This is a genomic window from Mesorhizobium sp. W050, assembly GCF_054719535.1.
The window spans coordinates 5,103,330-5,120,496 of record NZ_JBTTIH010000001.1 but is presented as its reverse complement, the minus strand read 5'-3'; the positions used below and the strand labels follow the sequence as shown (position 1 = coordinate 5,120,496).

The following is a 17,167-nucleotide window of genomic DNA, read 5'->3' as shown; positions in this document are numbered from 1 at the left end:
CGCTTCGATCGAAACGATCGGACATTCAGGGTCGCCTTCCAGCGGCCCTGAATGTGTTTGTGCGTCGATTTCCTTGGTTGCTTTGCTCAGGCGGCGAGCTTCAGCCCCATAATGCCGCAGACGATGAGCGCAATGCAGGCGAGCCGGATGGCCGTCGCAGGCTCGCCCAGCAGCCAGATGCCAAGAAGCGCCGTGCCGACCGTGCCGATGCCGGTCCACACCGCATAGGCCGTCCCGACAGGCAGCGTCTTGAGCGCCAGGCCGAGCAACCCGAGGCTGATGATCATCGAGGCGACAGTGAGCACCGTCGGCAGCGGCTTCGAGAAGCCGTCGGTGTATTTGAGGCCGATCGCCCAGCCGATTTCGAACAGGCCGGCGAAAAACAGAAAAATCCACGACATCGGGATGCACTCCATTCCATGAGCATGGCGGGCCGTCCCGGCCGATTTATGGGAAGGCGCGAGGTCGTCCTCGCCGCTTCGACACAAGCGGCTGCGCCGGTGCGATCAACAAAAACACCGGCCGCATCGTTCATGCCGCCGGTGTCAAAATCTGCGCCGAAACGGTTTGTCCGGATTTCAACCGTCCAAGATCTTCCGAGGCGGGCTTACTTTTCCTTGAGCCTCATCGCCTTGACGGGCGGCGCCTTGAGTGCCGGAGCCGCTGCGGGCTTCTTGGCGTCTTTTTTCGGCTTCCGAGCTTCCTTGCCCGCCTTCATCGCACCTTTAGCCATGATTCGTTCCTCCAGTTGCTGGGAGGCCAAGTGAAACAAGAGAAACGCCGGACTGCAAGGGGGCGGGCGTCTGTCGCCGGCGCCGTCGGGCCGCTTTCAACCGGTTTCTAATTTGCTCGTAAACCATTCCGGTCCGTGCCATGGTTGCCTTCGCACTGCAGCATCGGCCATGCCTTCGCCCGGCGATGATCAGGCAGTGCGGTCAGGACGACAATGCGAATCCGCATCGGCAGCGAGATGAGTTTCGATTTTCCGCAGGAAACGCCGCTGATCGCGATGCTCAACGTCCACTACTCCAGGGCCTCCGATCTCGAGCGCCCGGATTTCCTGACCTCCAACCCGCCGGTGCCGATCCAGAGCTACCGCGACAGTTTCGGCAATTGGTGCAACCGCTTCGTCGCCCCGCCCGGTCGCTTCACCTTCGGCACCGATTCGGTAATCCGCGACCCCGGCACGTTCGAGATGGGCGACCTGATGGCCTGGCAGCACGAGGTGCGCGATCTGCCGTCGGACACATTGCTCTTCCTGTTGCCGAGCCGCTTTTGCGAGAGCGATCTGCTGGCCAGCGAAGCCTGGCGGCTGTTCGGGCATACGCCGCTTGGCATTGCGCGCGTCCAGGCGGTCTGTGACTTCGTCCACAACCACATCGTCTTCAGCTACGGCAATGCGCGGCCGACCCGCACCGCGGCGGAAGCCTATCGCCAGCAAAGCGGCGTCTGCCGTGACTTTGCCCACCTCGCCGTCACCTTCTGCCGTGCGCTCAACATCCCGACCCGCTACTGCACCGGCTACATCAGCGACATCGGCCTGCCCAAACCTTGGGCGAGCATGGATTTCGCAGCCTGGATGGAGGTCTATCTCGGTGGCCGCTGGCATGTCTTTGACCCGCGCAACAATTCGCCACGCATCGGCCGCATCCTGATCGCCTCCGGCCGCGACGCCGCCGACGTGCCGCTGACCCACATCTTCGGACCGGGCACGCTGGCTGGTTTCAAGGTGTGGACGGACGAGATCATCGAATAGGGGCGTCTTTCCGCAAGCTGGCCTACAAGACCCTGAACGACCGGACGATTCGTGCGTTGTGATGCCTGTGGAGCTCAGGGGCGTTACATCAGGTTCCTTGGAGGGACAGCATGGCAGCACATGGCGGGTCGAAGACGGTCATCTACGCGGCGCTCGCCGGTAATCTCGCTATTGCTGTGACCAAATTCGTCGCCGCCTTCTTCACCGGCAGCTCGGCGATGCTGTCGGAAGGCGTGCACTCGCTGGTGGATACCGGCAATGGCGGGCTGCTGCTCTACGGCATGCACCGCGCCGCCCGTCCGCCGGACCGCACGCATCCGCTCGGCCATGGCCGCGAGCTGTATTTCTGGAGCTTCATTGTCGCCCTGCTCGTCTTTGCGCTCGGCGCTGGCGTGTCCTTCTATGAAGGCGTCGTCCACATCATGGCGCCTGAGCCGGTCGCCAATCCCAAAATCAACTACATTGTGCTTGGCCTCTCGATGCTGTTCGAGGGCAGCTCCTGGTACGTGGCGCTGAAGGAGTTCCGCCAGCAGAAGGGCAAGCAAGGCTGGCTGCAGGCCGTGCAATCGAGCAAGGATCCGAGCGTCTACACGATCCTGTTCGAGGACAGCGCCGCCCTGCTCGGTCTGTTCGTCGCCTTCGCCGGCATATTGGCGGCCGAACTCCTCGACATGCCCGAGCTCGACGGCGTCGCCTCGATCGGCATCGCGATGATCCTCGGCGCCACCGCCATCTTTCTGGCGCGCGAAAGCAAGGGATTGCTCATCGGTGAGCCGGCCTCGCCGGAAGTGCAGGCCAAGGTGCTGGCCATCGCCCAGCAGGATCCGGCAGTGCAGCGGGCCAACGGCGTTCTCACCGTCCATCTCGGCCCGCAACAGATCGTCGCTGGGCTGAGCATCGAATTCGAGGACCATCTGACGGCGCCTGAGATCGAAGCCTGTGTCGAGCGCATCGAGGCGCTCTTGAAAAAAGAAATGCCGGAGATCACCAGACTGTTCGTCAAGCCGCAGACGACCGGAACCTGGGAGCACCGGCGCAAGCAGGTCGAGGCGGCGTCGGACTAGTTCTGGACCAGCAGTCCACCGTTGGCGCCATCGCCTGGTCCCGCTAAGATCACCCGACGGATTTCGGAGAATCAACGATGAAAATCGATGGTGGGTGCCATTGCGGCGCCATAACTTATGAAGCAGACGTCGACCCGGAAAAGACCTCTATCTGTCATTGCACCGACTGCCAGCAACTGACCGGTACCGCCTTTCGTGTCACTGTTCCCGCGCCTGAGGATCATTATAGGATCACAAAGGGCACACCGAAGGTTTATATCAAGACGGGATCGAGCGGCGCCAAGCGTGCCCAGGCGTTCTGCGGCGACTGCGGTTCCCATCTTTACGCAACGTCGGTTGGCGACGGGCCGAAGGTCTATGGGATCAGGGCGGGGACCGCGCGGCAACGCGAGGATCTCGTTCCGACCCAACAGAAATGGCACCGATCGGCCCTGCACTGGCTTCCGGAATTCGAGGGCGTAAGCATCGTAGAGGCGCAGTAGCACCTGCCTCCCGGTTAAACGCGGCCCAAACCAGCCAATAATGTGCTAGGCTAGCCATCAAACGGATGGCGGGGGATAGCAATGTCGGAAACGGACAAAGTGTTTGCCGGCTCGATTCCGGAAAACTACGACCATTACATGGTGCCGCTGATCTTCGAGCCGTTCGCCGCGGATTTGGCACGACGGGCAGCGTCCTTGTCGCCCGGCGCCGTCCTGGAAGTCGCCGCCGGTACCGGCGTTGTCACCCGCGCATTGGCTCCAAAACTGTCTCCCGGCGCAAGCTATGTCGTGACCGACCTCAACCAGCCTGTGCTCGACTACGCGGCCTCGCGACAAGCTCCCGACAGTCGCATACAATGGCGTCAGGCGGATGCTCTGGCGCTGCCGTTCGAAGATGCGGCTTTCGATCTCGTTTGCTGTCAGTTCGGCGCGATGTTCTTTCCCGACCGAGCCGCCGGCTATCGCGAAGCAAAGCGGGTCCTGAAGACCGGCGGCCATTTCCTGTTCAACGTGTGGGATCGCATCGAAGAGAATGTATTCGCCAATGATGTGACGAATGCTCTTGCGGAGATTTTTCCGAACGATCCGCCCCGCTTTCTCGCCCGCACGCCGCACGGCTACAATGACACTGCATTGATCCGCGGCGAGTTGGAAGCCGCAGGTTTCTCCCGTGTGGTGATCGAGACGAGGGCCGAACAAAGCCGTGCCTCCTCGCCGCGCCTTCCGGCGGTTGCCTATTGCCAGGGAACTCCGCTTCGCAACGAAATCGAGGCCAGAGGAAAACTGGAAGCCGCAACCGATCACGCCGCGTCCGTGATTGCAGCCAGGCACGGCAGCGGCGAGGTTGCGGCCAAGATCCAGGCGCACGTGATCGTGGCTACGGTCTAATGCATGTCGCCCAGAAGTGTGCCGCGGTTCCGGGACAACGACATGCATCAAAACAAAGACTTAAGCGCGTCGTATGAATCCGTTTCAGCGCGACGCGCTTTAATCGTCGCCTTCGACGACACGTAGCCTGAGCTGCCCCGTCTTGGAATCCGCCACCCGCACCCCGGCTTCGGCCTTGGCGGGTCCGCCACCGCGCACTTCGGCTTCGCTTTCGCCAAACTCCAGCGCTTCGATCTTTTGGCCGCGCTTGGTCACCTTCGACGTCGACACCAGTATCTCGTCGATATCCTTGGCCGACTGGCCAAAATGCGTCTGCAACCGGCGCACGCGTTCGTCGACGCGCGCGACGTCTTCCATCAGCCGGATCACCTCGCCTTGGATCAGATGCGCCTGTTCGCGCATGCGGGCGTCCTTGAGGATGGCCTGGATGACCTGGATCGACAGCATCAAAAGCGACGGCGAGACGATGATGACACGCGCCCGGTGCGCCTTCTGGACCACGGCGTCGAAATTCTCGTGGATTTCGGCGAACACCGATTCGGACGGCACGAACATGAAGGCGGTGTCCTGCGTCTCGCCCTGGATCAGGTATTTTTCCGAGATATCGCGGACGTGAATTTCGATGTCGCGGCGGAAAGCCTGGGCCGCGATCTTCTGTTGTTCGGCGCCATCGGCGGCGCGGATGGCGTTCCAGGCTTCCAGCGGAAACTTGGCGTCGATGGCAAGCTGCGGCGCACCGTTCGGCATCCTGACCAGGCAGTCGGGACGGCTGCCGTTTGACAGTGTTGCCTGGAACTCGTAGGCGCCCATCGGAAGGCCGTCGGCGACGATCGCCTCCATGCGCGACTGGCCGAAGGCGCCGCGCGTCTGCTTGTTGGACAGGATCGCCTGCAATTGCACGACCTGGCCGGCCAGCGACTGAATGTTGCCTTGCGCGGTGTCGATGACCGCCAGCCGTTCCTGCAGTTTGGCGAGGCTCTCATGCGTCGATTTGGTCTGTTCGGTCATGGTTTGACCGAGCCTGCCGGTCATGGCGTCGAGGCGCTGGCCGATCGACTGGTTGAGTTCGGCCTGCCTTGCGCCGAACACGTCGGCGATGGCGCCCATGCGGCCCTGCATCTCGGCCTGGCTTTGCAAAATGCCGGCCATCCGCGCCTCGGCGTCGCGGGCGTGGTCGGCGGCTTCCGCCGCGGCGATGGTGCGCGCCTTGGCCGATCGCCACAGCGCCACGACAAGCGCCAGGAACAGGCCGAGAAACACCAGCGCGCCGAGGGCCAGTGCATGGCCGAGCGTGATCGTCGTGGCGCCAAGCCGGGCAACGGGTTCGGAAAGGATGGTGCTCAGGTCGTTCATCCCGCCAGCATAGCCGATTCGCAGACCTGGCACAGATCAAAACGTGAACGAGACCGATTCGCACCGGTTGACGCTTCTCCTGCGACGTTTTAGGTGAGGCGCCATGTCGATCAAGCCGCTCATCATCCTTCCCGATCCCATCCTGCGCCAGGTTTCCAAACCAGTCGAACGCGTCGACGCGCCTTTGCGCAAACTGGCCGATGACATGCTGGCGACGATGTATGATGCGCCGGGCATCGGCTTGGCCGCAATCCAGATCGGCGAGCCGCTGCGCATGCTGGTCATCGACCTCGCCAAAGAAGACGAGCCGCCGGCGCCGCATGTCTTCATCAATCCCGAAATCCTCGAAAGCGCCGACGCCCGCTCGGTCTACGAGGAAGGCTGCCTGTCGATCCCGGACTATTACGCCGAGGTCGAGCGTCCCGCCTCGGTGCGCGTGAAATATCTCGACCGCGACGGCAAGCTGCAGGAGATCGAGGCCGAAGGCCTGATGGCGACTTGCCTGCAGCACGAGATCGACCATCTCAACGGTGTGCTGTTCATCGACCACATCTCGAAGCTGAAGCGCGACATGGTGGTCAAGAAGTTCAAGAAGCTCGCCAAGGACAAGGGGCCGGGCAAGCTGGTGGGATAGGCCCTGCTTTCGGCGACTCGCACAAAATCCCGTCTCGACCCGCCCCTATTGAGAGACGCTTCCTTGCGTGATATCATTGATATCAGACTGGAGACTCAGATGGGCGATATGTTGATCAGAGATATTCCCGAGCCGTTGAAGCGTGAAATCGAGCATGCGGCACGCAAGGGCGGCCAAAGCCTCTCGCTCAAGGCGATCGATTTATTGCGAAAAGGCATGGTTGCGGAAAAAGAAGGCAAGGCCGAGCCTGGACTCACGGCTTGGGATGCGATTCGCGCTGCCTTCGCCTCGGAAAATGCAATCAGCGACGAATTTGCGCAGATGATGGATGAGATCGAAGCGGAACGGAAACGCGACTTTGGCCGCACCATTGAGAATTTCGAGTGATAATCCTCGATACCAATGTCGTCTCGGAAGCGAGCCGGCCCGCGCCCGATCCAAACGTCGCTAAGTGGTTTCGCAGACAGGACCTGCTCGACCTCTATCTCTGCGGTCCTGTTGTCATGGAGCAGTCCTTTGGAGCCGAAAGGTTTCTGAACAAGACCGGCTCGGACCGCCACGTCCGTGCACTTGACCACCTGGTTTCGAAGCAGTTTTCGGGACGTGTCGTCGAATTTGCCGGTCCCATTCCCCGTCTGGCGGGCAAGCTCCGGGCAATGCGGGAAACTATCGGCCGGCCGATCAGCCTTTCCGATGCCATGATCGCTGCCATCTGCCTGTCGCACGACGCTATGCTGGCGACGCGCAATATTAAGGACTTCGAAGAGCTTGACCTCAAGATCGTAAACCCGTTTGAAGCAGACGCTTGAGCGGACTGCCGCGCGCAGAACAGGATACTGGACGAAAAATGCCGCTTCGCGTCATCTTCATGGGCACGCCGGAGTTTTCGGTGCCGGTGCTGCGCGCGATTGCCGAGGCCGGGCACGAGATAGCAGCCGTCTACACGCAGCCGCCGCGCGCCGCGGGCCGCCGCGGGCTGGAGCTGACACCGTCGCCGGTGCAGCGCGAGGCTGAGCGGCTGGGCATCGAAGTGCGCACGCCGCTGTCGCTGAAGGGCGAGGGCGAGCAAGCTGCTTTCCATGCGTTGCGTGCCGATGTCGCAGTCGTCGTCGCGTATGGTTTGCTGTTGCCGAAGGCTATTCTGGAGGCTCCGCGCCTCGGCTGCCTCAATGGCCACGCCTCGCTTTTGCCGCGTTGGCGTGGTGCAGCTCCCATCCAGCGAGCCATTATGGCCGGCGACGTCGAAACCGGCATGATGGTGATGCGCATGGAAGAGGGCCTGGACACCGGTCCGGTGGCACTGGTTGAAAAATGCGCCATAGAGCCCGACATGACGGCCGGCGATCTGCACGACCGCTTGATGAACATTGCTGCCACGCTGATGGTGGAAGCGCTGTCCCGATTGGAGACAAATACCCTGGCATCGACTTTGCAGGCGGCTGACGGGGTGACCTACGCCAGGAAAATCGATAAGTCGGAGACACGTGTGGACTGGACGCGCCCGGCTGCGGAGGTCCACAATCACATTCGCGGCCTGTCGCCATTTCCCGGCGCCTGGTGCGAGGCCGACATCGGCGGCCGCACGGAACGGCTGAAACTGCTTCGCTCGACGCTTTTGGAAGGCACGCTTTCTGAAAGCATGGGCGAGTCGGGAGGAATTCTCGATGACCGGCTGACGGTCGCCTGCGGGTCGGGCGCGGTCAGGCTGGTCGAAGTTCAACGGGCAGGCGGAAAGCCCGCTGCCGCGCAGGAGTTTCTGCGCGGGGCCAAGATCGAAAAAGGAATGAAGTTCTCATGAGCATGATGTCGATACGCGGCGCGACGCCGCGGGACCGCGAGGCCATACGCCTGGTCGAGGAACACGCATTCGGCCAGCAGGCGGAGGCCGGGCTGGTCGACGCTCTGGTCACCGGCGGCGACGCCGTTGTCGAACTGGTGGCGGAAGAAGACGGCCAGGTGGTCGGCCACATCCTGTTTTCCAGGCTGTTCGTCCAGAACGGCGGCAAGCAGTTCGCAGCCGTGGCGCTGGCGCCGTTGGCGGTGGAACCTTCGTTCCACGGCTCGGGCATTGGCGGTGCGCTGATCCGCGAGGCGCATATCCGCCTCAGGGATGGCGCCGAGACGCTCGCCGTTGTGTTGGGCGATCCGGCCTATTACGGCCGCTTCGGCTACAGCCATGCGCGCGCCGAAAAGTTCGAGAGCGAATATCAGGGCGAAGCGCTGCAGGCGCTGGCCTGGGGTGACGCACCCGAAAAAGGCAAACTGGTCTACGCCCAGGCCTTTACCGCACTCGCCGCCTGAACGAAGGGTGTATGCCGCGTTTTCGTCTCGATATCGAATATGACGGCAGCCTTTTCGCCGGCTGGCAACACCAGGCGGATCAGCCTTCGGTGCAGCAGGCGATAGAGCAGGCGATCGAGAAATTCTGCGGTGAGGCGGTGCGGATACGCGCCGCCGGCCGCACCGACGCCGGGGTGCATGCGACCGCCCAGGTGGCGCATGTCGACCTCGCCAAGGCATGGCCAAACGACAAGGTGCGCGACGCCGTCAACGCGCACCTGCAGGCGGCAGGCGCGCGCATCGCCATCCTGCAGGCGACGGTTGTCCCCAATGAGTTCGACGCCCGTTTCTCGGCCACCGGACGCCACTATCTCTATCGCATCCTCAACCGGCGCGCGCCTGCAGCGATGGAAAAGGGCAAGGTCTGGTGGGTGCCGAAGCGGCTCGATGCGGACGCCATGCACGAAGCGGCGAAAGTCCTGCTCGGCCGACATGACTTTACCACCTTCCGCTCGACGCAATGCCAGGCCAACAGTCCGGTGCGGACGCTGGAGCGGCTCGATGTAAGCCGCCAGGGCGACCTGATCGAAGTCAGGGCCTCGGCGCGCTCTTTCCTGCACAACCAAGTGCGCTCCATGGTCGGTTCGCTGAAACGCGTCGGCGACGGCGGCTGGACCGCCGCCGACCTCAAGGCAGCGCTCGCGGCGCAAGACCGCGCCGCCTGCGGCCAGGTGGCGCCGCCCGACGGGCTTTTTCTCGTCGGTGTAGACTATGCGGAAAAGTTCTAAGCCGGAGCGGCGGTCGGCACCGTGATGCCGAGCAGTGCCACCAGGCCGAACAAGACGGCCAGAGACACCACCAACATGCCTGCGAACACGGCGCTGCCGACAGCCGCGCCCTTGCCGATCGCGGCGTTGGTCATCCGCCAGGAGAGTACCAGCGACAGCACCACCAGAACCAGCCACACCAATTCGGCAACCGGGTTGCCGGACGGCAGGAAAAGCCTGATCAACGCTGATGGCAGCAGCATCCAGGCGGTGATCGCCGATGCCCAGTTGCTGGCGACGACATAGTGGACGAAGCGGTCGCCGATGCCGGCGCGCGATGCGACCAGGGCAAGCACAACGAGGGGCAGCAGCCACGAGCCGAGGTCGACGGTCGCCAGGCGAACCAACATGCCCAGCCGGCCGGCGAACGCATTGGGGTCGCCGATCTCGTTGGCCGTGCCGACCCAGCCGACGATCATCGCCGGCGCGGCGACGACGATGGCGAAGAAGGAATTCCAGAAGCCGTCCGCCGACAGGTCGAGCAGCCGCAAGCCGTCGGCCTTCCCGAGCATCAGCCGCCAGGCGCCGTTAAGCGATGAAGAGGTCTCGTCAACCGAAAGCATGATCAGCCCTGCTCGAACCAGTCATCGATGAAGCGCTGGTAGATTTGGGTCAGCGTCTCGAGGTCGGCCAGTGCGACGCGCTCGTCGACCATGTGCATGGTCTTGCCGACCAGGCCGAACTCGACCACCGCGCAATAGTCCTTGATGAAACGCGCATCCGAGGTTCCGCCCGAGGTGGACAGCGCCGGCTCCTTGCCGACTGTCGCCTTGATCGACCCGCGCAGCGTCTCGATCAGCTTGTCGTCGCGCGTCAGGAAGACATGGCTTGGCCGGTCGCGCCAGATCAGCTCGTAGTCGACCGGCGTCTTGCCGGTCCGGTATTTCTTGCGCTTCGCCGCCTGGTCGAGGCGGTTATGGATCTCGGCCTGCACCGTCTCGGCAGTCCATGTGTCGTTGAAGCGGATGTTGAAGGTGGCTGTCGCCTTGGCCGGAATGACATTGGTCGCCGGGTTGCCGACATCGATCGAGGTCACTTCCAGATTGGTCGGCTGAAAATCCTTCGTGCCCTTGTCGAAGACGGGCGACAGCAAGGCGTCGACCAGGCTGATCAGGCCGCGCACCGGATTGTCGGCGAGCAATGGATAGGCGACATGGCCCTGGCGGCCGATGACCGTGACACTGCCCGACATCGAGCCACGCCGGCCGATCTTGATCATGTCGCCGAGCGTGTCCGGATTGGTCGGCTCGCCGACGATCGCGGCGTCCCATTTCTCGCCCTTGGCCGCCGCCCAGTCGAGCAGTTTTGTCGTGCCGTTGATGGCCGGCCCCTCCTCGTCGCCGGTGATCAGCAGCGAAATCGAGCCTTTCGGACCACCCTTTTTCTCGACATGGCGCGCCACGGCAGCGATGAAACAGGCAATGCCGCCCTTCATGTCGACGGCGCCGCGGCCATACATTTCGCCCTTGGCGATCTCGGCGGCAAAGGGCGGATGCGTCCACGACGCCTCGTCGCCCGCCGGCACCACGTCGGTATGGCCGGCAAACATCAGATGCGGCCCATTGCCGGAGCGACGCGCGTAGAGGTTCTCGATGTCGGGGGTGCCGTCTTCGGAAAACACCGGGCGTTCGACGGAAAAGCCGAGCGGCTTCAGCATGCCTTCCAGGGCAGCCAGCGCGCCGCCCTCGGCGGGCGTTACGGAGGCGCAGCGTATGAGGGTCGCGAGGTTGGCGGCGGGATCGGTCGGCAGTTTCATGGGCAAAGCGATAGTCGAAAGCGAAAGGCCTGTCACGGCCAGAGATGATGACCGGTCCTGCCGCCGACATTATGGTTTTCATGTCGTATAGTGCAGGCCAACACGAGATAATCGCATGGCCAACGCCGAAAAGACCATCGTCATTGCCGGCGCCGGCAGCATCGGCTGCTATGTCGGCGGTTGCCTGGCGCTGGCCGGACGCAAGGTGGTGTTTTTGGCGCGGCCAGGCATCGCGACGGCCTTGCTGGACGGTGGCCTGCGCATCACCGATCTTGATGGTCGCGACCGATCCATGCGGCCGGAGTCCGTCACCACCGATCCCGCCGCTGCCCTCGCCAGTGCCGACGTGGTGCTGGTGGCGGTCAAGAACGGCGCTACCGAGGAGATGGCGTCGCTTGTTGCCGGACATGCGCGCGGCGATGTCGTGGTGGTCAGCCTGCAGAACGGCGTCGGCAATGCCGACCGGTTACGCGCCGGGCTCGGTGGACGGACTGTGCTCGCCGGCATGGTGCCGTTCAATGTCGTCCAGTCGGCCATAGGCAATTTGCCGCTTCACGTGCATCGCGCCAGCGACGGCAAGGTCATGATCGAAGATGGCGTGACCGGCCTTGCCGGCCTTCTCGATGTCGAAGGGCTTGGCGTGGAAACCCATCCCGACATGAAAGCCGTTCAGTGGGGCAAGCTGCTGATCAACCTCAACAACGCGCTGGTCGCCTTGTCCGGCCTGCCGCTGGCGAGCGAACTTGCCGACCGCCGCTGGCGGCGGATCCTGGCCGGTCAGATCGACGAGGCCCTGGCGGCGATGAAGGCGTTACATATCGCGCCGGCGCGGATCGGCGGCTTGCATCCCGTCCTGCTGCCGAAACTGCTCCGGCTGCCGGACTGGCTGTTCCGGCTGGTCGCCCGCCGCATGCTCGCCATCGACCCGCAGGCGCGTTCGTCGATGTGGGACGACCTCCAGCGTGGTCGGCCGACCGAGATCGGTGACCTGCAGGGGGCCGTCCTGAGCCTCGCCGAAAAGGCCGGCACGCCGGCGCCTGTGCTGAAGCGGGTCACCGCCCTGGTGCGGCAGGCCGAGCGGGAAAAGCGCGGCTCACCCGGGCTGACGCCGGAAGCCGTCACTGGATAGTCTACTCGCCGCGAGCGTCGGGCCAAGCCCGCATAGCCCGAAAACAGGCGCGTGCGCCCGCCGCGTCACAGCTTTGGTGCGCGCCTCGGAGCCGGCGCTTTGCTCGCCGGGCCTGGCGCCGGCAGGGGCTGCGCCGCCGGGTGGTTCTCGATCAGCGTGATCTTCTGCCAGATCTTGCGCGACAGGTTGGACGCCAGGTTCTCGACGTCGTTGACGCCGTCGATGACCACATCGTCATTGACCGACTGCGCAAACAGCGCCGCGATCTTGCCGGTGATCGACAGCATCTCCGAGCAATAGTCGAGGTAGCGCGCCAGGTCGGCGGCATTGGTGATGCGCGCCGGCGAATGCGCGGTCGGCCTGAAATTGGCGGACAATGCTGCCGGATCCTTGGTCAGCTGGTGCATGTCGATGACATGGATCAGCGATCTCAACCCATGCAGATGGCGAAACACCCGCTTGCGCTTGATGCGCTCCTCGGTGCGGATCAGCGCCAGCAGGCCGAGCACGGCAAGGATCATCATGTTGATCGTGGCTTCGATGCCTTGCACCGACTGCACCGCATCGTCGGCCTGCGAGATATGGATGAGCGGCAGGATGGTGCCGACGAACAGGAAGATCAGCGCGCCGGCGGCAACTGCGGCGACGATGGCGCCGCGCAGCCACCAGATCGGCGCTTCCAGCGCCTGCGCCGCCTTGGCCAGGTCGCGCGACAGCGACACCAGTTCGGCGGCGACGCCGCGCAGGCCGGCATCGGGAAAACGCTCGGCGACGCGCTCTTCCAGCCGCTCGGCGGTGTCGATGATCAGTTTCGGATCAAGCGTGCGGTAGCGCATGGCGAGATATCCGGTCGGCGCTCATGGTTCAGCCGGCGCGTTGCTGCGTTTGCCGTAGCGGTTCGGACCGGGGTCACCCCGGAAACACGCTAGAACGATGAGAAGAATGGGGCCGATGACAAGAGAGATCAACGCGTAATAAGTCGGCTTGCCGAAATCATGAAACCGCTTTGCGGTTACCGCAAAGCTCGACCATGTCGAGATGAGCAAAACGACCCAGAACACAAGTGCCCAGTTCTGGCTGGTTGCGGTGCCGGGTTCCAGTCTCGACAACTGGTAGAGCGGGAAAAACTGTGCAAGCACCAGCAGCAGCCCGGCGAACACGTAGGCACTTGGGCTGACGCGCCCTGAGAGGCTGAAGAAAAGCCAGGGAAGTGGTGGTGTGTTGGGCAATCTGGAGCGCTCTGGTTGCTCGGACAGGATCAATCACGCAGCAGTTCGTTGATCGAGGTTTTCGACCGGGTCTTGGCATCGACGCGCTTGACGATGACGGCGCAGTAGAGGCCAGGGCCCGGCTCGTTGTTCGGAAAGGCCTTGCCCGGCATCGAGCCGGCGACGACGACCGAATTCGGCGGCACCTCGCCATAAAACACTTCGCCGGTGGCGCGGTCGACGATCTTGGTCGACTGGCCGATGAACACACCCATTCCGAGCACCGAGCCTTCGCGCACGATGCAGCCCTCGACCACTTCGGAGCGCGCGCCGATGAAGCAATTGTCCTCGATGATGGTCGGGCCGGCCTGCATCGGCTCCAGCACCCCGCCGATGCCTACGCCGCCCGAGAGGTGCACATTCTTGCCGATCTGGGCGCAGGAGCCGACCGAGGCCCAGGTGTCGACCATGGTGCCGCTATCGACATAGGCGCCGACATTAACGAAGGACGGCATCAGCACCGCGCCCGGCGCGACATAGGCCGAGCGGCGCACGATCGAAGACGGCACGGCGCGGAAGCCTGCCTTCTCGAAATCGACCGCGCTCCAGCCGTCGAACTTCGACGCCACCTTGTCCCACCAGACCGCCTGGCCGGGGCCGCCCTTGATGATCTCCATCGGATAGAGCCGGAACGAGAGCAGCACCGCCTTCTTCAGCCATTGGTTGACATGCCATTTCCCGTCGGCCTTGCGCTCGGCGACGCGCACGGTGCCACGGTCGAGCAGGTCGAGTGAGGACTGGATGGCGTCGCGCGTTTCGCCCCGGGTCGCGGTCGAAATCGTGTCGCGCTCCTCGAAGGCCTTCTCGATCGTCTTTTCGAGGCTGGCCAGATCAGGCTTCGACATGAATTCGCTCCGTTACCACGCTGTTAAGGCCGTCGGCCTTAACCTTGTTTTGAAAGTCGCGCGGACCCTATGTTAAGGCGTATTGGGGGTCAATCGCGCGTGCGCCATGGGACGGCGCAAGTGAACTGTTGGGACGGGTAGAAAGCATATGACTCCTATGGAAAAGGCGGGATGGACGCCGCTGCCGCATTCGGACGAGGATCTGGAGCGCTCGAAAAGCGTTCCCGACACGCCGCAGACGCGCGCCGAAACCTACCGGCTGGCCTGGAACGATCCCGACTTCATGACGCGCCGGGAATTGCGCGCTGTGCGCTTGCAGCTTGAGCTCTTGAAGCCCGAAATGATCCTGGCCGAGCGCGGCATCCGCTCGACGGTCATCCTGTTCGGCGGCGCGCGTATTCCCGAGCCCGGCGGCGAGGCCTGGGCCGCCAAGAACGAGACGCAGAAGAAAAACCTCGAGGAAAACAGCAAATATTACGAGGAGGCGCGCAAATTCGCCCGCCTCTGCTCACAGCAATCGGCCACGTCCTACTACCGCGAATTCGTCGTCGTCACCGGTGGCGGCCCAGGCGTGATGGAGGCGGGAAATCGCGGCGCCGACGATGTCGGCGCGCCGTCGATCGGCCTCAACATCGTCCTGCCGCACGAGCAGGCGCCGAACGCCTATGTGACCCCGGAGCTGTGCTTCAACTTCCACTATTTCGCCATCCGCAAGATGCATTTCGTGATGCGCGCCAAGGCCGTCGCGGTGTTTCCGGGCGGCTTCGGCACCATGGACGAGTTCTTCGAGACGCTGACGCTGATCCAGACCGGCCGCATGGAACGCGTGCCGGTGATCCTGTTCGGCAAGGCGTTCTGGCAGCGCGCGATCGACCTCGATTTCCTGGCCGAACAAGGCACCATCACGCCCGGCGACCAGGATATCATCGACTTTGTCGACACCGCCGACGAGGCCTGGGGGATCATCAGCCGCTTCTACAAGTTGGGGGAGTAGGGGAACCGGGAATTGAAGAACTGAAGAATTGAGGAAAAGGAGGTCCGGATCGGTCTCCCTTTCACCAGTTCTTCAATTCTTCAGCTCCTCAATTCCTCTACCCCCTCCACTATCCCCGTCAGAAACGTCGCGAGATCGTCGGTGACGAAATCGACGTCGTCCTCATTGGCCGGATCGCGTTCCCAGATCTCGGCAAAGGTCGGCTCGAAATTGCGCGGCACCACCAGCACCGTGGTCATGCCCAGTGATTTCGGCACCTCCAGGTTGCGGGCGAGATCCTCGAACATCACCGCATTGTGTCCGGTGACGGCGTGCAGTTCGGCAAACTTCTCATAGGTCTGCCGCGACGGCTTCGGCGTCAGCCCGGCGGCGACGATATCGAAAATGTCGTCGAAATGGTCGAGTATGCCGAGCTGGCGCGCGGTGCGCTCGGCGTGCCTGCGGTCGCCATTGGTGAAGATGAACTTGCGGCCGGGCAGCTGGCGGATGGCGGTGCCCAGCACCGGATCCGGCACCAGCCACGAATAGTCGATGTCGTGCACCTTTTCGAGAAAATCGTCGGGGTCGATGCCGTGGCGCGTCATCAGCCCGTTCAGCGTCGTGCCATATTCGAGATAGAGTTCCTTCTGCAGCTTGCGCGCTTCCTCGCGCGGTAGCGTGAGCAGTTCTCCGACATAGGCCGTCATCTTGACGTCGATCTGCGAAAACAGATTCGAATGGTGCGGATAAAGCGTGTTGTCGAGGTCGAACACCCAGTCGGTGACATGGGCGAAGCGGGCGGGATCGGGCAGCGTGGTCATGGCGTCCTTATGGCATGAAATATCTGCCGTTCGAACCCCTTTCTGATGTAGAGCTTATCCACAACCTATGTGCATCTAGAGTTGTAAAAAATGGGCTCACCATTCAAATTTTAGCCATCACGGAAAGGTGGCCTTCAGGGCTTGCTGGCACAGAGACGGTTCAGTGGGAGCCAGCGATGAGTCGCATAGTCTTAAAGTCCGCCGCGGTCGCATTCGGCTCGGTAGCCATCTCGCTTTTGCTGACGCTGATCATCGTTCCCGCCATGGGTTTTCCGGTCGACCGCACTGTCTGGCTGACATCGACGGTGTGCCCGCTGGCGCTCGCCTGGATCGCCTGCGCCAGCACCTTCTGGCAGAGCGACCGACTGAAAAACGCGCATCGCGATCTCGCCCGCGCGCATGCCCAGCTCGCCGCCGCGCATCGGCGCCTGTCGGCGAAGGCGAGCCGCGACGACATGACCGGCATGCTCAACCGCGAGAGCTTCTTTGCCGCGTTGGACGGCTCGCGGCGCAAATCCGATCGCGGCGCGCTGCTGATCATCGACGCCGACCATTTCAAGGCGATCAACGACAGTTTCGGCCATCTGACCGGCGATGACGCACTGGTGTTGATCGCCAGCGCCATCGAGCGCGGCGTCCGCAGCGGCGACGTGCTCGGCCGCATTGGCGGTGAGGAGTTCGGCGCCTTCCTGGTCGGCGCTACGGAAGCCGAAGCCCGGCGCGTGGCCGAGCGCATCCGCCGTGAAGTCGAGCTGGTCCGCTTTCGTCCGGTCGACGAGCGCACGGTGCCGCTGACCGTCTCGATCGGCGGCATCACCTGTGCGCAAGATGCCGATGTCTCGGACCTGATGCGCGCCGCCGACCGCCGGCTCTACGAGGCCAAGCACCGCGGCCGCAATTTGTCGATCCTCGACCGGGACATTTCCGAAGCTGCCTAGGTGTTGGTGGTGGGGCTGTTAACGGTTCGCCAACATTGTTTCCACGCAACTGCGCCGTTTACCGGGTTGTAACTCGTTTACAGGCAAGGCTTGGCACGGGAATGGCATGTCTGGCCGGTACCTGTGCCGTTCAGGGAACGCCATGCGTGGATC

The 17,167-nt window shown here is 63.1% G+C and carries 22 protein-coding genes; 13 read left to right on the top strand and 9 right to left on the bottom strand.

Going from position 1 to position 17,167, the window contains the following annotated elements; all coding sequences use genetic code 11:
- Window positions 1-86 precede the first annotated feature (86 nt).
- Window positions 87-401 (bottom strand): quaternary ammonium compound efflux SMR transporter SugE, encoded by a 315-nt coding sequence (gene sugE / locus ACYG9Y_RS24670; RefSeq protein ID WP_023681326.1) that lies wholly within the window; start codon window positions 399-401, stop codon window positions 87-89.
- A gap of 206 nt (window positions 402-607) precedes the next feature.
- Entirely contained in the window at window positions 608-733 is a 126-nt protein-coding gene (locus tag ACYG9Y_RS24665; RefSeq protein ID WP_006200611.1) for a hypothetical protein, read from the bottom strand.
- Between the two features lie 213 nt (window positions 734-946).
- Between ACYG9Y_RS24665 and ACYG9Y_RS24660 the strand changes: the two genes are divergently transcribed.
- The 4 genes from ACYG9Y_RS24660 (at window position 947) to ACYG9Y_RS24645 (ending at window position 4,190) form a co-directional block, all read left to right on the top strand.
- Entirely contained in the window at window positions 947-1,756 is an 810-nt protein-coding gene (locus ACYG9Y_RS24660) for a transglutaminase-like domain-containing protein (protein ID WP_023739792.1), read from the top strand.
- Between the two features lie 110 nt (window positions 1,757-1,866).
- Window positions 1,867-2,820 (top strand): cation diffusion facilitator family transporter, encoded by a 954-nt coding sequence (locus ACYG9Y_RS24655; protein WP_023701969.1) that lies wholly within the window; start codon window positions 1,867-1,869, stop codon window positions 2,818-2,820.
- 77 nt (window positions 2,821-2,897) lie between these two features.
- Window positions 2,898-3,302 carry a GFA family protein gene (locus ACYG9Y_RS24650; protein ID WP_023673210.1) on the top strand — a complete coding sequence of 135 codons (405 nt, stop codon included), beginning with the start codon at window positions 2,898-2,900 and terminating at the stop codon, window positions 3,300-3,302.
- An 81-nt stretch (window positions 3,303-3,383) separates the two neighbouring features.
- Entirely contained in the window at window positions 3,384-4,190 is an 807-nt protein-coding gene (locus ACYG9Y_RS24645; protein WP_023739791.1) for a class I SAM-dependent methyltransferase, read from the top strand.
- Window positions 4,191-4,289: 99 nt separating this feature from the next.
- Here the strand turns inward: ACYG9Y_RS24645 and ACYG9Y_RS24640 are convergent, their stop codons facing one another.
- Window positions 4,290-5,543, bottom strand: coding sequence for a DNA recombination protein RmuC (locus tag ACYG9Y_RS24640; RefSeq protein ID WP_023692996.1), 1,254 nt, complete (start codon window positions 5,541-5,543; stop codon window positions 4,290-4,292).
- Window positions 5,544-5,646: 103 nt separating this feature from the next.
- On the opposite strand from ACYG9Y_RS24640, the gene def reads away from it, so the two are divergent.
- The 6 genes from def (at window position 5,647) to truA (ending at window position 9,245) form a co-directional block, all read left to right on the top strand.
- The gene (def, locus tag ACYG9Y_RS24635; protein WP_023739790.1) at window positions 5,647-6,177 is read left to right on the top strand and encodes a peptide deformylase; all 531 of its coding nucleotides are present in this window, start codon (window positions 5,647-5,649) and stop codon (window positions 6,175-6,177) included.
- A 99-nt stretch (window positions 6,178-6,276) separates the two neighbouring features.
- On the top strand, window positions 6,277-6,564 hold the full coding sequence (locus ACYG9Y_RS24630; RefSeq protein ID WP_023739789.1) for a hypothetical protein: 288 nt from the start codon (window positions 6,277-6,279) through the stop codon (window positions 6,562-6,564).
- Complete coding sequence (locus ACYG9Y_RS24625; RefSeq protein WP_023732763.1) at window positions 6,561-6,986, top strand: type II toxin-antitoxin system VapC family toxin; 426 nt, start codon at window positions 6,561-6,563, stop codon at window positions 6,984-6,986. The genes ACYG9Y_RS24630 and ACYG9Y_RS24625 overlap by 4 nt, the downstream gene beginning before the upstream one ends.
- A 38-nt stretch (window positions 6,987-7,024) precedes the next feature.
- Entirely contained in the window at window positions 7,025-7,975 is a 951-nt protein-coding gene (gene fmt / locus ACYG9Y_RS24620) for a methionyl-tRNA formyltransferase (RefSeq protein ID WP_023725313.1), read from the top strand.
- Window positions 7,972-8,478, top strand: coding sequence for a GNAT family N-acetyltransferase (locus tag ACYG9Y_RS24615; protein ID WP_023692998.1), 507 nt, complete (start codon window positions 7,972-7,974; stop codon window positions 8,476-8,478). The genes fmt and ACYG9Y_RS24615 overlap by 4 nt, the downstream gene beginning before the upstream one ends.
- An 11-nt stretch (window positions 8,479-8,489) precedes the next feature.
- Entirely contained in the window at window positions 8,490-9,245 is a 756-nt protein-coding gene (gene truA / locus ACYG9Y_RS24610) for a tRNA pseudouridine(38-40) synthase TruA (RefSeq protein ID WP_023739788.1), read from the top strand.
- Here the strand turns inward: truA and ACYG9Y_RS24605 are convergent.
- Both ACYG9Y_RS24605 and dapE read right to left on the bottom strand, forming a co-directional pair.
- A complete protein-coding gene (locus tag ACYG9Y_RS24605; protein ID WP_023739787.1) occupies window positions 9,242-9,847 on the bottom strand; it encodes a hypothetical protein in 606 nt (201 codons plus the stop codon). The genes truA and ACYG9Y_RS24605 overlap by 4 nt on opposite strands.
- 2 nt (window positions 9,848-9,849) lie before the next feature.
- Entirely contained in the window at window positions 9,850-11,040 is a 1,191-nt protein-coding gene (gene dapE, locus ACYG9Y_RS24600) for a succinyl-diaminopimelate desuccinylase (RefSeq protein WP_023739786.1), read from the bottom strand.
- Between the two features lie 115 nt (window positions 11,041-11,155).
- Between dapE and ACYG9Y_RS24595 the strand changes: the two genes are divergently transcribed.
- Window positions 11,156-12,169: a 2-dehydropantoate 2-reductase gene (locus ACYG9Y_RS24595; protein WP_023739785.1), complete on the top strand. Its 1,014-nt coding sequence runs from the start codon at window positions 11,156-11,158 to the stop codon at window positions 12,167-12,169.
- 65 nt (window positions 12,170-12,234) lie between these two features.
- Here ACYG9Y_RS24595 and ACYG9Y_RS24590 read toward each other — a convergent pair whose 3' ends face one another.
- From ACYG9Y_RS24590 to dapD, 3 genes are read right to left on the bottom strand one after another with little or no spacing between them, the layout of a single operon-like run.
- Window positions 12,235-13,005 (bottom strand): hypothetical protein, encoded by a 771-nt coding sequence (locus tag ACYG9Y_RS24590; RefSeq protein WP_023739784.1) that lies wholly within the window; start codon window positions 13,003-13,005, stop codon window positions 12,235-12,237.
- A gap of 21 nt (window positions 13,006-13,026) precedes the next feature.
- On the bottom strand, window positions 13,027-13,431 hold the full coding sequence (locus ACYG9Y_RS24585) for a DUF805 domain-containing protein (protein ID WP_084014378.1): 405 nt from the start codon (window positions 13,429-13,431) through the stop codon (window positions 13,027-13,029).
- Window positions 13,428-14,282 carry a 2,3,4,5-tetrahydropyridine-2,6-dicarboxylate N-succinyltransferase gene (gene dapD, locus ACYG9Y_RS24580; protein WP_023739782.1) on the bottom strand — a complete coding sequence of 285 codons (855 nt, stop codon included), beginning with the start codon at window positions 14,280-14,282 and terminating at the stop codon, window positions 13,428-13,430. The genes ACYG9Y_RS24585 and dapD overlap by 4 nt, the downstream gene beginning before the upstream one ends.
- 148 nt (window positions 14,283-14,430) lie before the next feature.
- Between dapD and ACYG9Y_RS24575 the strand changes: the two genes are divergently transcribed.
- Entirely contained in the window at window positions 14,431-15,276 is an 846-nt protein-coding gene (locus ACYG9Y_RS24575; RefSeq protein ID WP_023681343.1) for an LOG family protein, read from the top strand.
- An 80-nt stretch (window positions 15,277-15,356) separates the two neighbouring features.
- Here the strand turns inward: ACYG9Y_RS24575 and ACYG9Y_RS24570 are convergent, their stop codons facing one another.
- Window positions 15,357-16,076, bottom strand: a complete 720-nt coding sequence (locus ACYG9Y_RS24570; protein WP_023687469.1) for a pyrimidine 5'-nucleotidase — start codon at window positions 16,074-16,076, stop codon at window positions 15,357-15,359.
- 176 nt (window positions 16,077-16,252) lie between these two features.
- On the opposite strand from ACYG9Y_RS24570, the gene ACYG9Y_RS24565 reads away from it, so the two are divergent.
- The gene (locus ACYG9Y_RS24565; protein ID WP_023681345.1) at window positions 16,253-17,014 is read left to right on the top strand and encodes a GGDEF domain-containing protein; all 762 of its coding nucleotides are present in this window, start codon (window positions 16,253-16,255) and stop codon (window positions 17,012-17,014) included.
- Window positions 17,015-17,167 lie beyond the last annotated feature (153 nt).

What these genes read in the sequence shown, in the direction of transcription:
- ACYG9Y_RS24595 (WP_023739785.1), top strand. Translation starts at nt 11,156, where the DNA reads ATGGCCAACGCCGAAAAGACCATCGTCATTGCCGGCGCCGGCAGCATC.
- ACYG9Y_RS24590 (WP_023739784.1), bottom strand. Translation starts at nt 13,005, where the DNA reads ATGCGCTACCGCACGCTTGATCCGAAACTGATCATCGACACCGCCGAG.
- ACYG9Y_RS24650 (WP_023673210.1), top strand. Translation starts at nt 2,898, where the DNA reads ATGAAAATCGATGGTGGGTGCCATTGCGGCGCCATAACTTATGAAGCA.
- fmt (WP_023725313.1), top strand. Translation starts at nt 7,025, where the DNA reads ATGCCGCTTCGCGTCATCTTCATGGGCACGCCGGAGTTTTCGGTGCCG.
- ACYG9Y_RS24565 (WP_023681345.1), top strand. Translation starts at nt 16,253, where the DNA reads ATGAGTCGCATAGTCTTAAAGTCCGCCGCGGTCGCATTCGGCTCGGTA.
- ACYG9Y_RS24645 (WP_023739791.1), top strand. Translation starts at nt 3,384, where the DNA reads ATGTCGGAAACGGACAAAGTGTTTGCCGGCTCGATTCCGGAAAACTAC.
- ACYG9Y_RS24630 (WP_023739789.1), top strand. Translation starts at nt 6,277, where the DNA reads ATGGGCGATATGTTGATCAGAGATATTCCCGAGCCGTTGAAGCGTGAA.
- ACYG9Y_RS24605 (WP_023739787.1), bottom strand. Translation starts at nt 9,847, where the DNA reads ATGCTTTCGGTTGACGAGACCTCTTCATCGCTTAACGGCGCCTGGCGG.
- ACYG9Y_RS24615 (WP_023692998.1), top strand. Translation starts at nt 7,972, where the DNA reads ATGAGCATGATGTCGATACGCGGCGCGACGCCGCGGGACCGCGAGGCC.
- dapD (WP_023739782.1), bottom strand. Translation starts at nt 14,282, where the DNA reads ATGTCGAAGCCTGATCTGGCCAGCCTCGAAAAGACGATCGAGAAGGCC.
- sugE (WP_023681326.1), bottom strand. Translation starts at nt 401, where the DNA reads ATGTCGTGGATTTTTCTGTTTTTCGCCGGCCTGTTCGAAATCGGCTGG.
- dapE (WP_023739786.1), bottom strand. Translation starts at nt 11,040, where the DNA reads ATGAAACTGCCGACCGATCCCGCCGCCAACCTCGCGACCCTCATACGC.
- ACYG9Y_RS24575 (WP_023681343.1), top strand. Translation starts at nt 14,431, where the DNA reads ATGACTCCTATGGAAAAGGCGGGATGGACGCCGCTGCCGCATTCGGAC.
- ACYG9Y_RS24640 (WP_023692996.1), bottom strand. Translation starts at nt 5,543, where the DNA reads ATGAACGACCTGAGCACCATCCTTTCCGAACCCGTTGCCCGGCTTGGC.
- def (WP_023739790.1), top strand. Translation starts at nt 5,647, where the DNA reads ATGTCGATCAAGCCGCTCATCATCCTTCCCGATCCCATCCTGCGCCAG.
- truA (WP_023739788.1), top strand. Translation starts at nt 8,490, where the DNA reads ATGCCGCGTTTTCGTCTCGATATCGAATATGACGGCAGCCTTTTCGCC.
- ACYG9Y_RS24655 (WP_023701969.1), top strand. Translation starts at nt 1,867, where the DNA reads ATGGCAGCACATGGCGGGTCGAAGACGGTCATCTACGCGGCGCTCGCC.
- ACYG9Y_RS24665 (WP_006200611.1), bottom strand. Translation starts at nt 733, where the DNA reads ATGGCTAAAGGTGCGATGAAGGCGGGCAAGGAAGCTCGGAAGCCGAAA.
- ACYG9Y_RS24570 (WP_023687469.1), bottom strand. Translation starts at nt 16,076, where the DNA reads ATGACCACGCTGCCCGATCCCGCCCGCTTCGCCCATGTCACCGACTGG.
- ACYG9Y_RS24660 (WP_023739792.1), top strand. Translation starts at nt 947, where the DNA reads ATGCGAATCCGCATCGGCAGCGAGATGAGTTTCGATTTTCCGCAGGAA.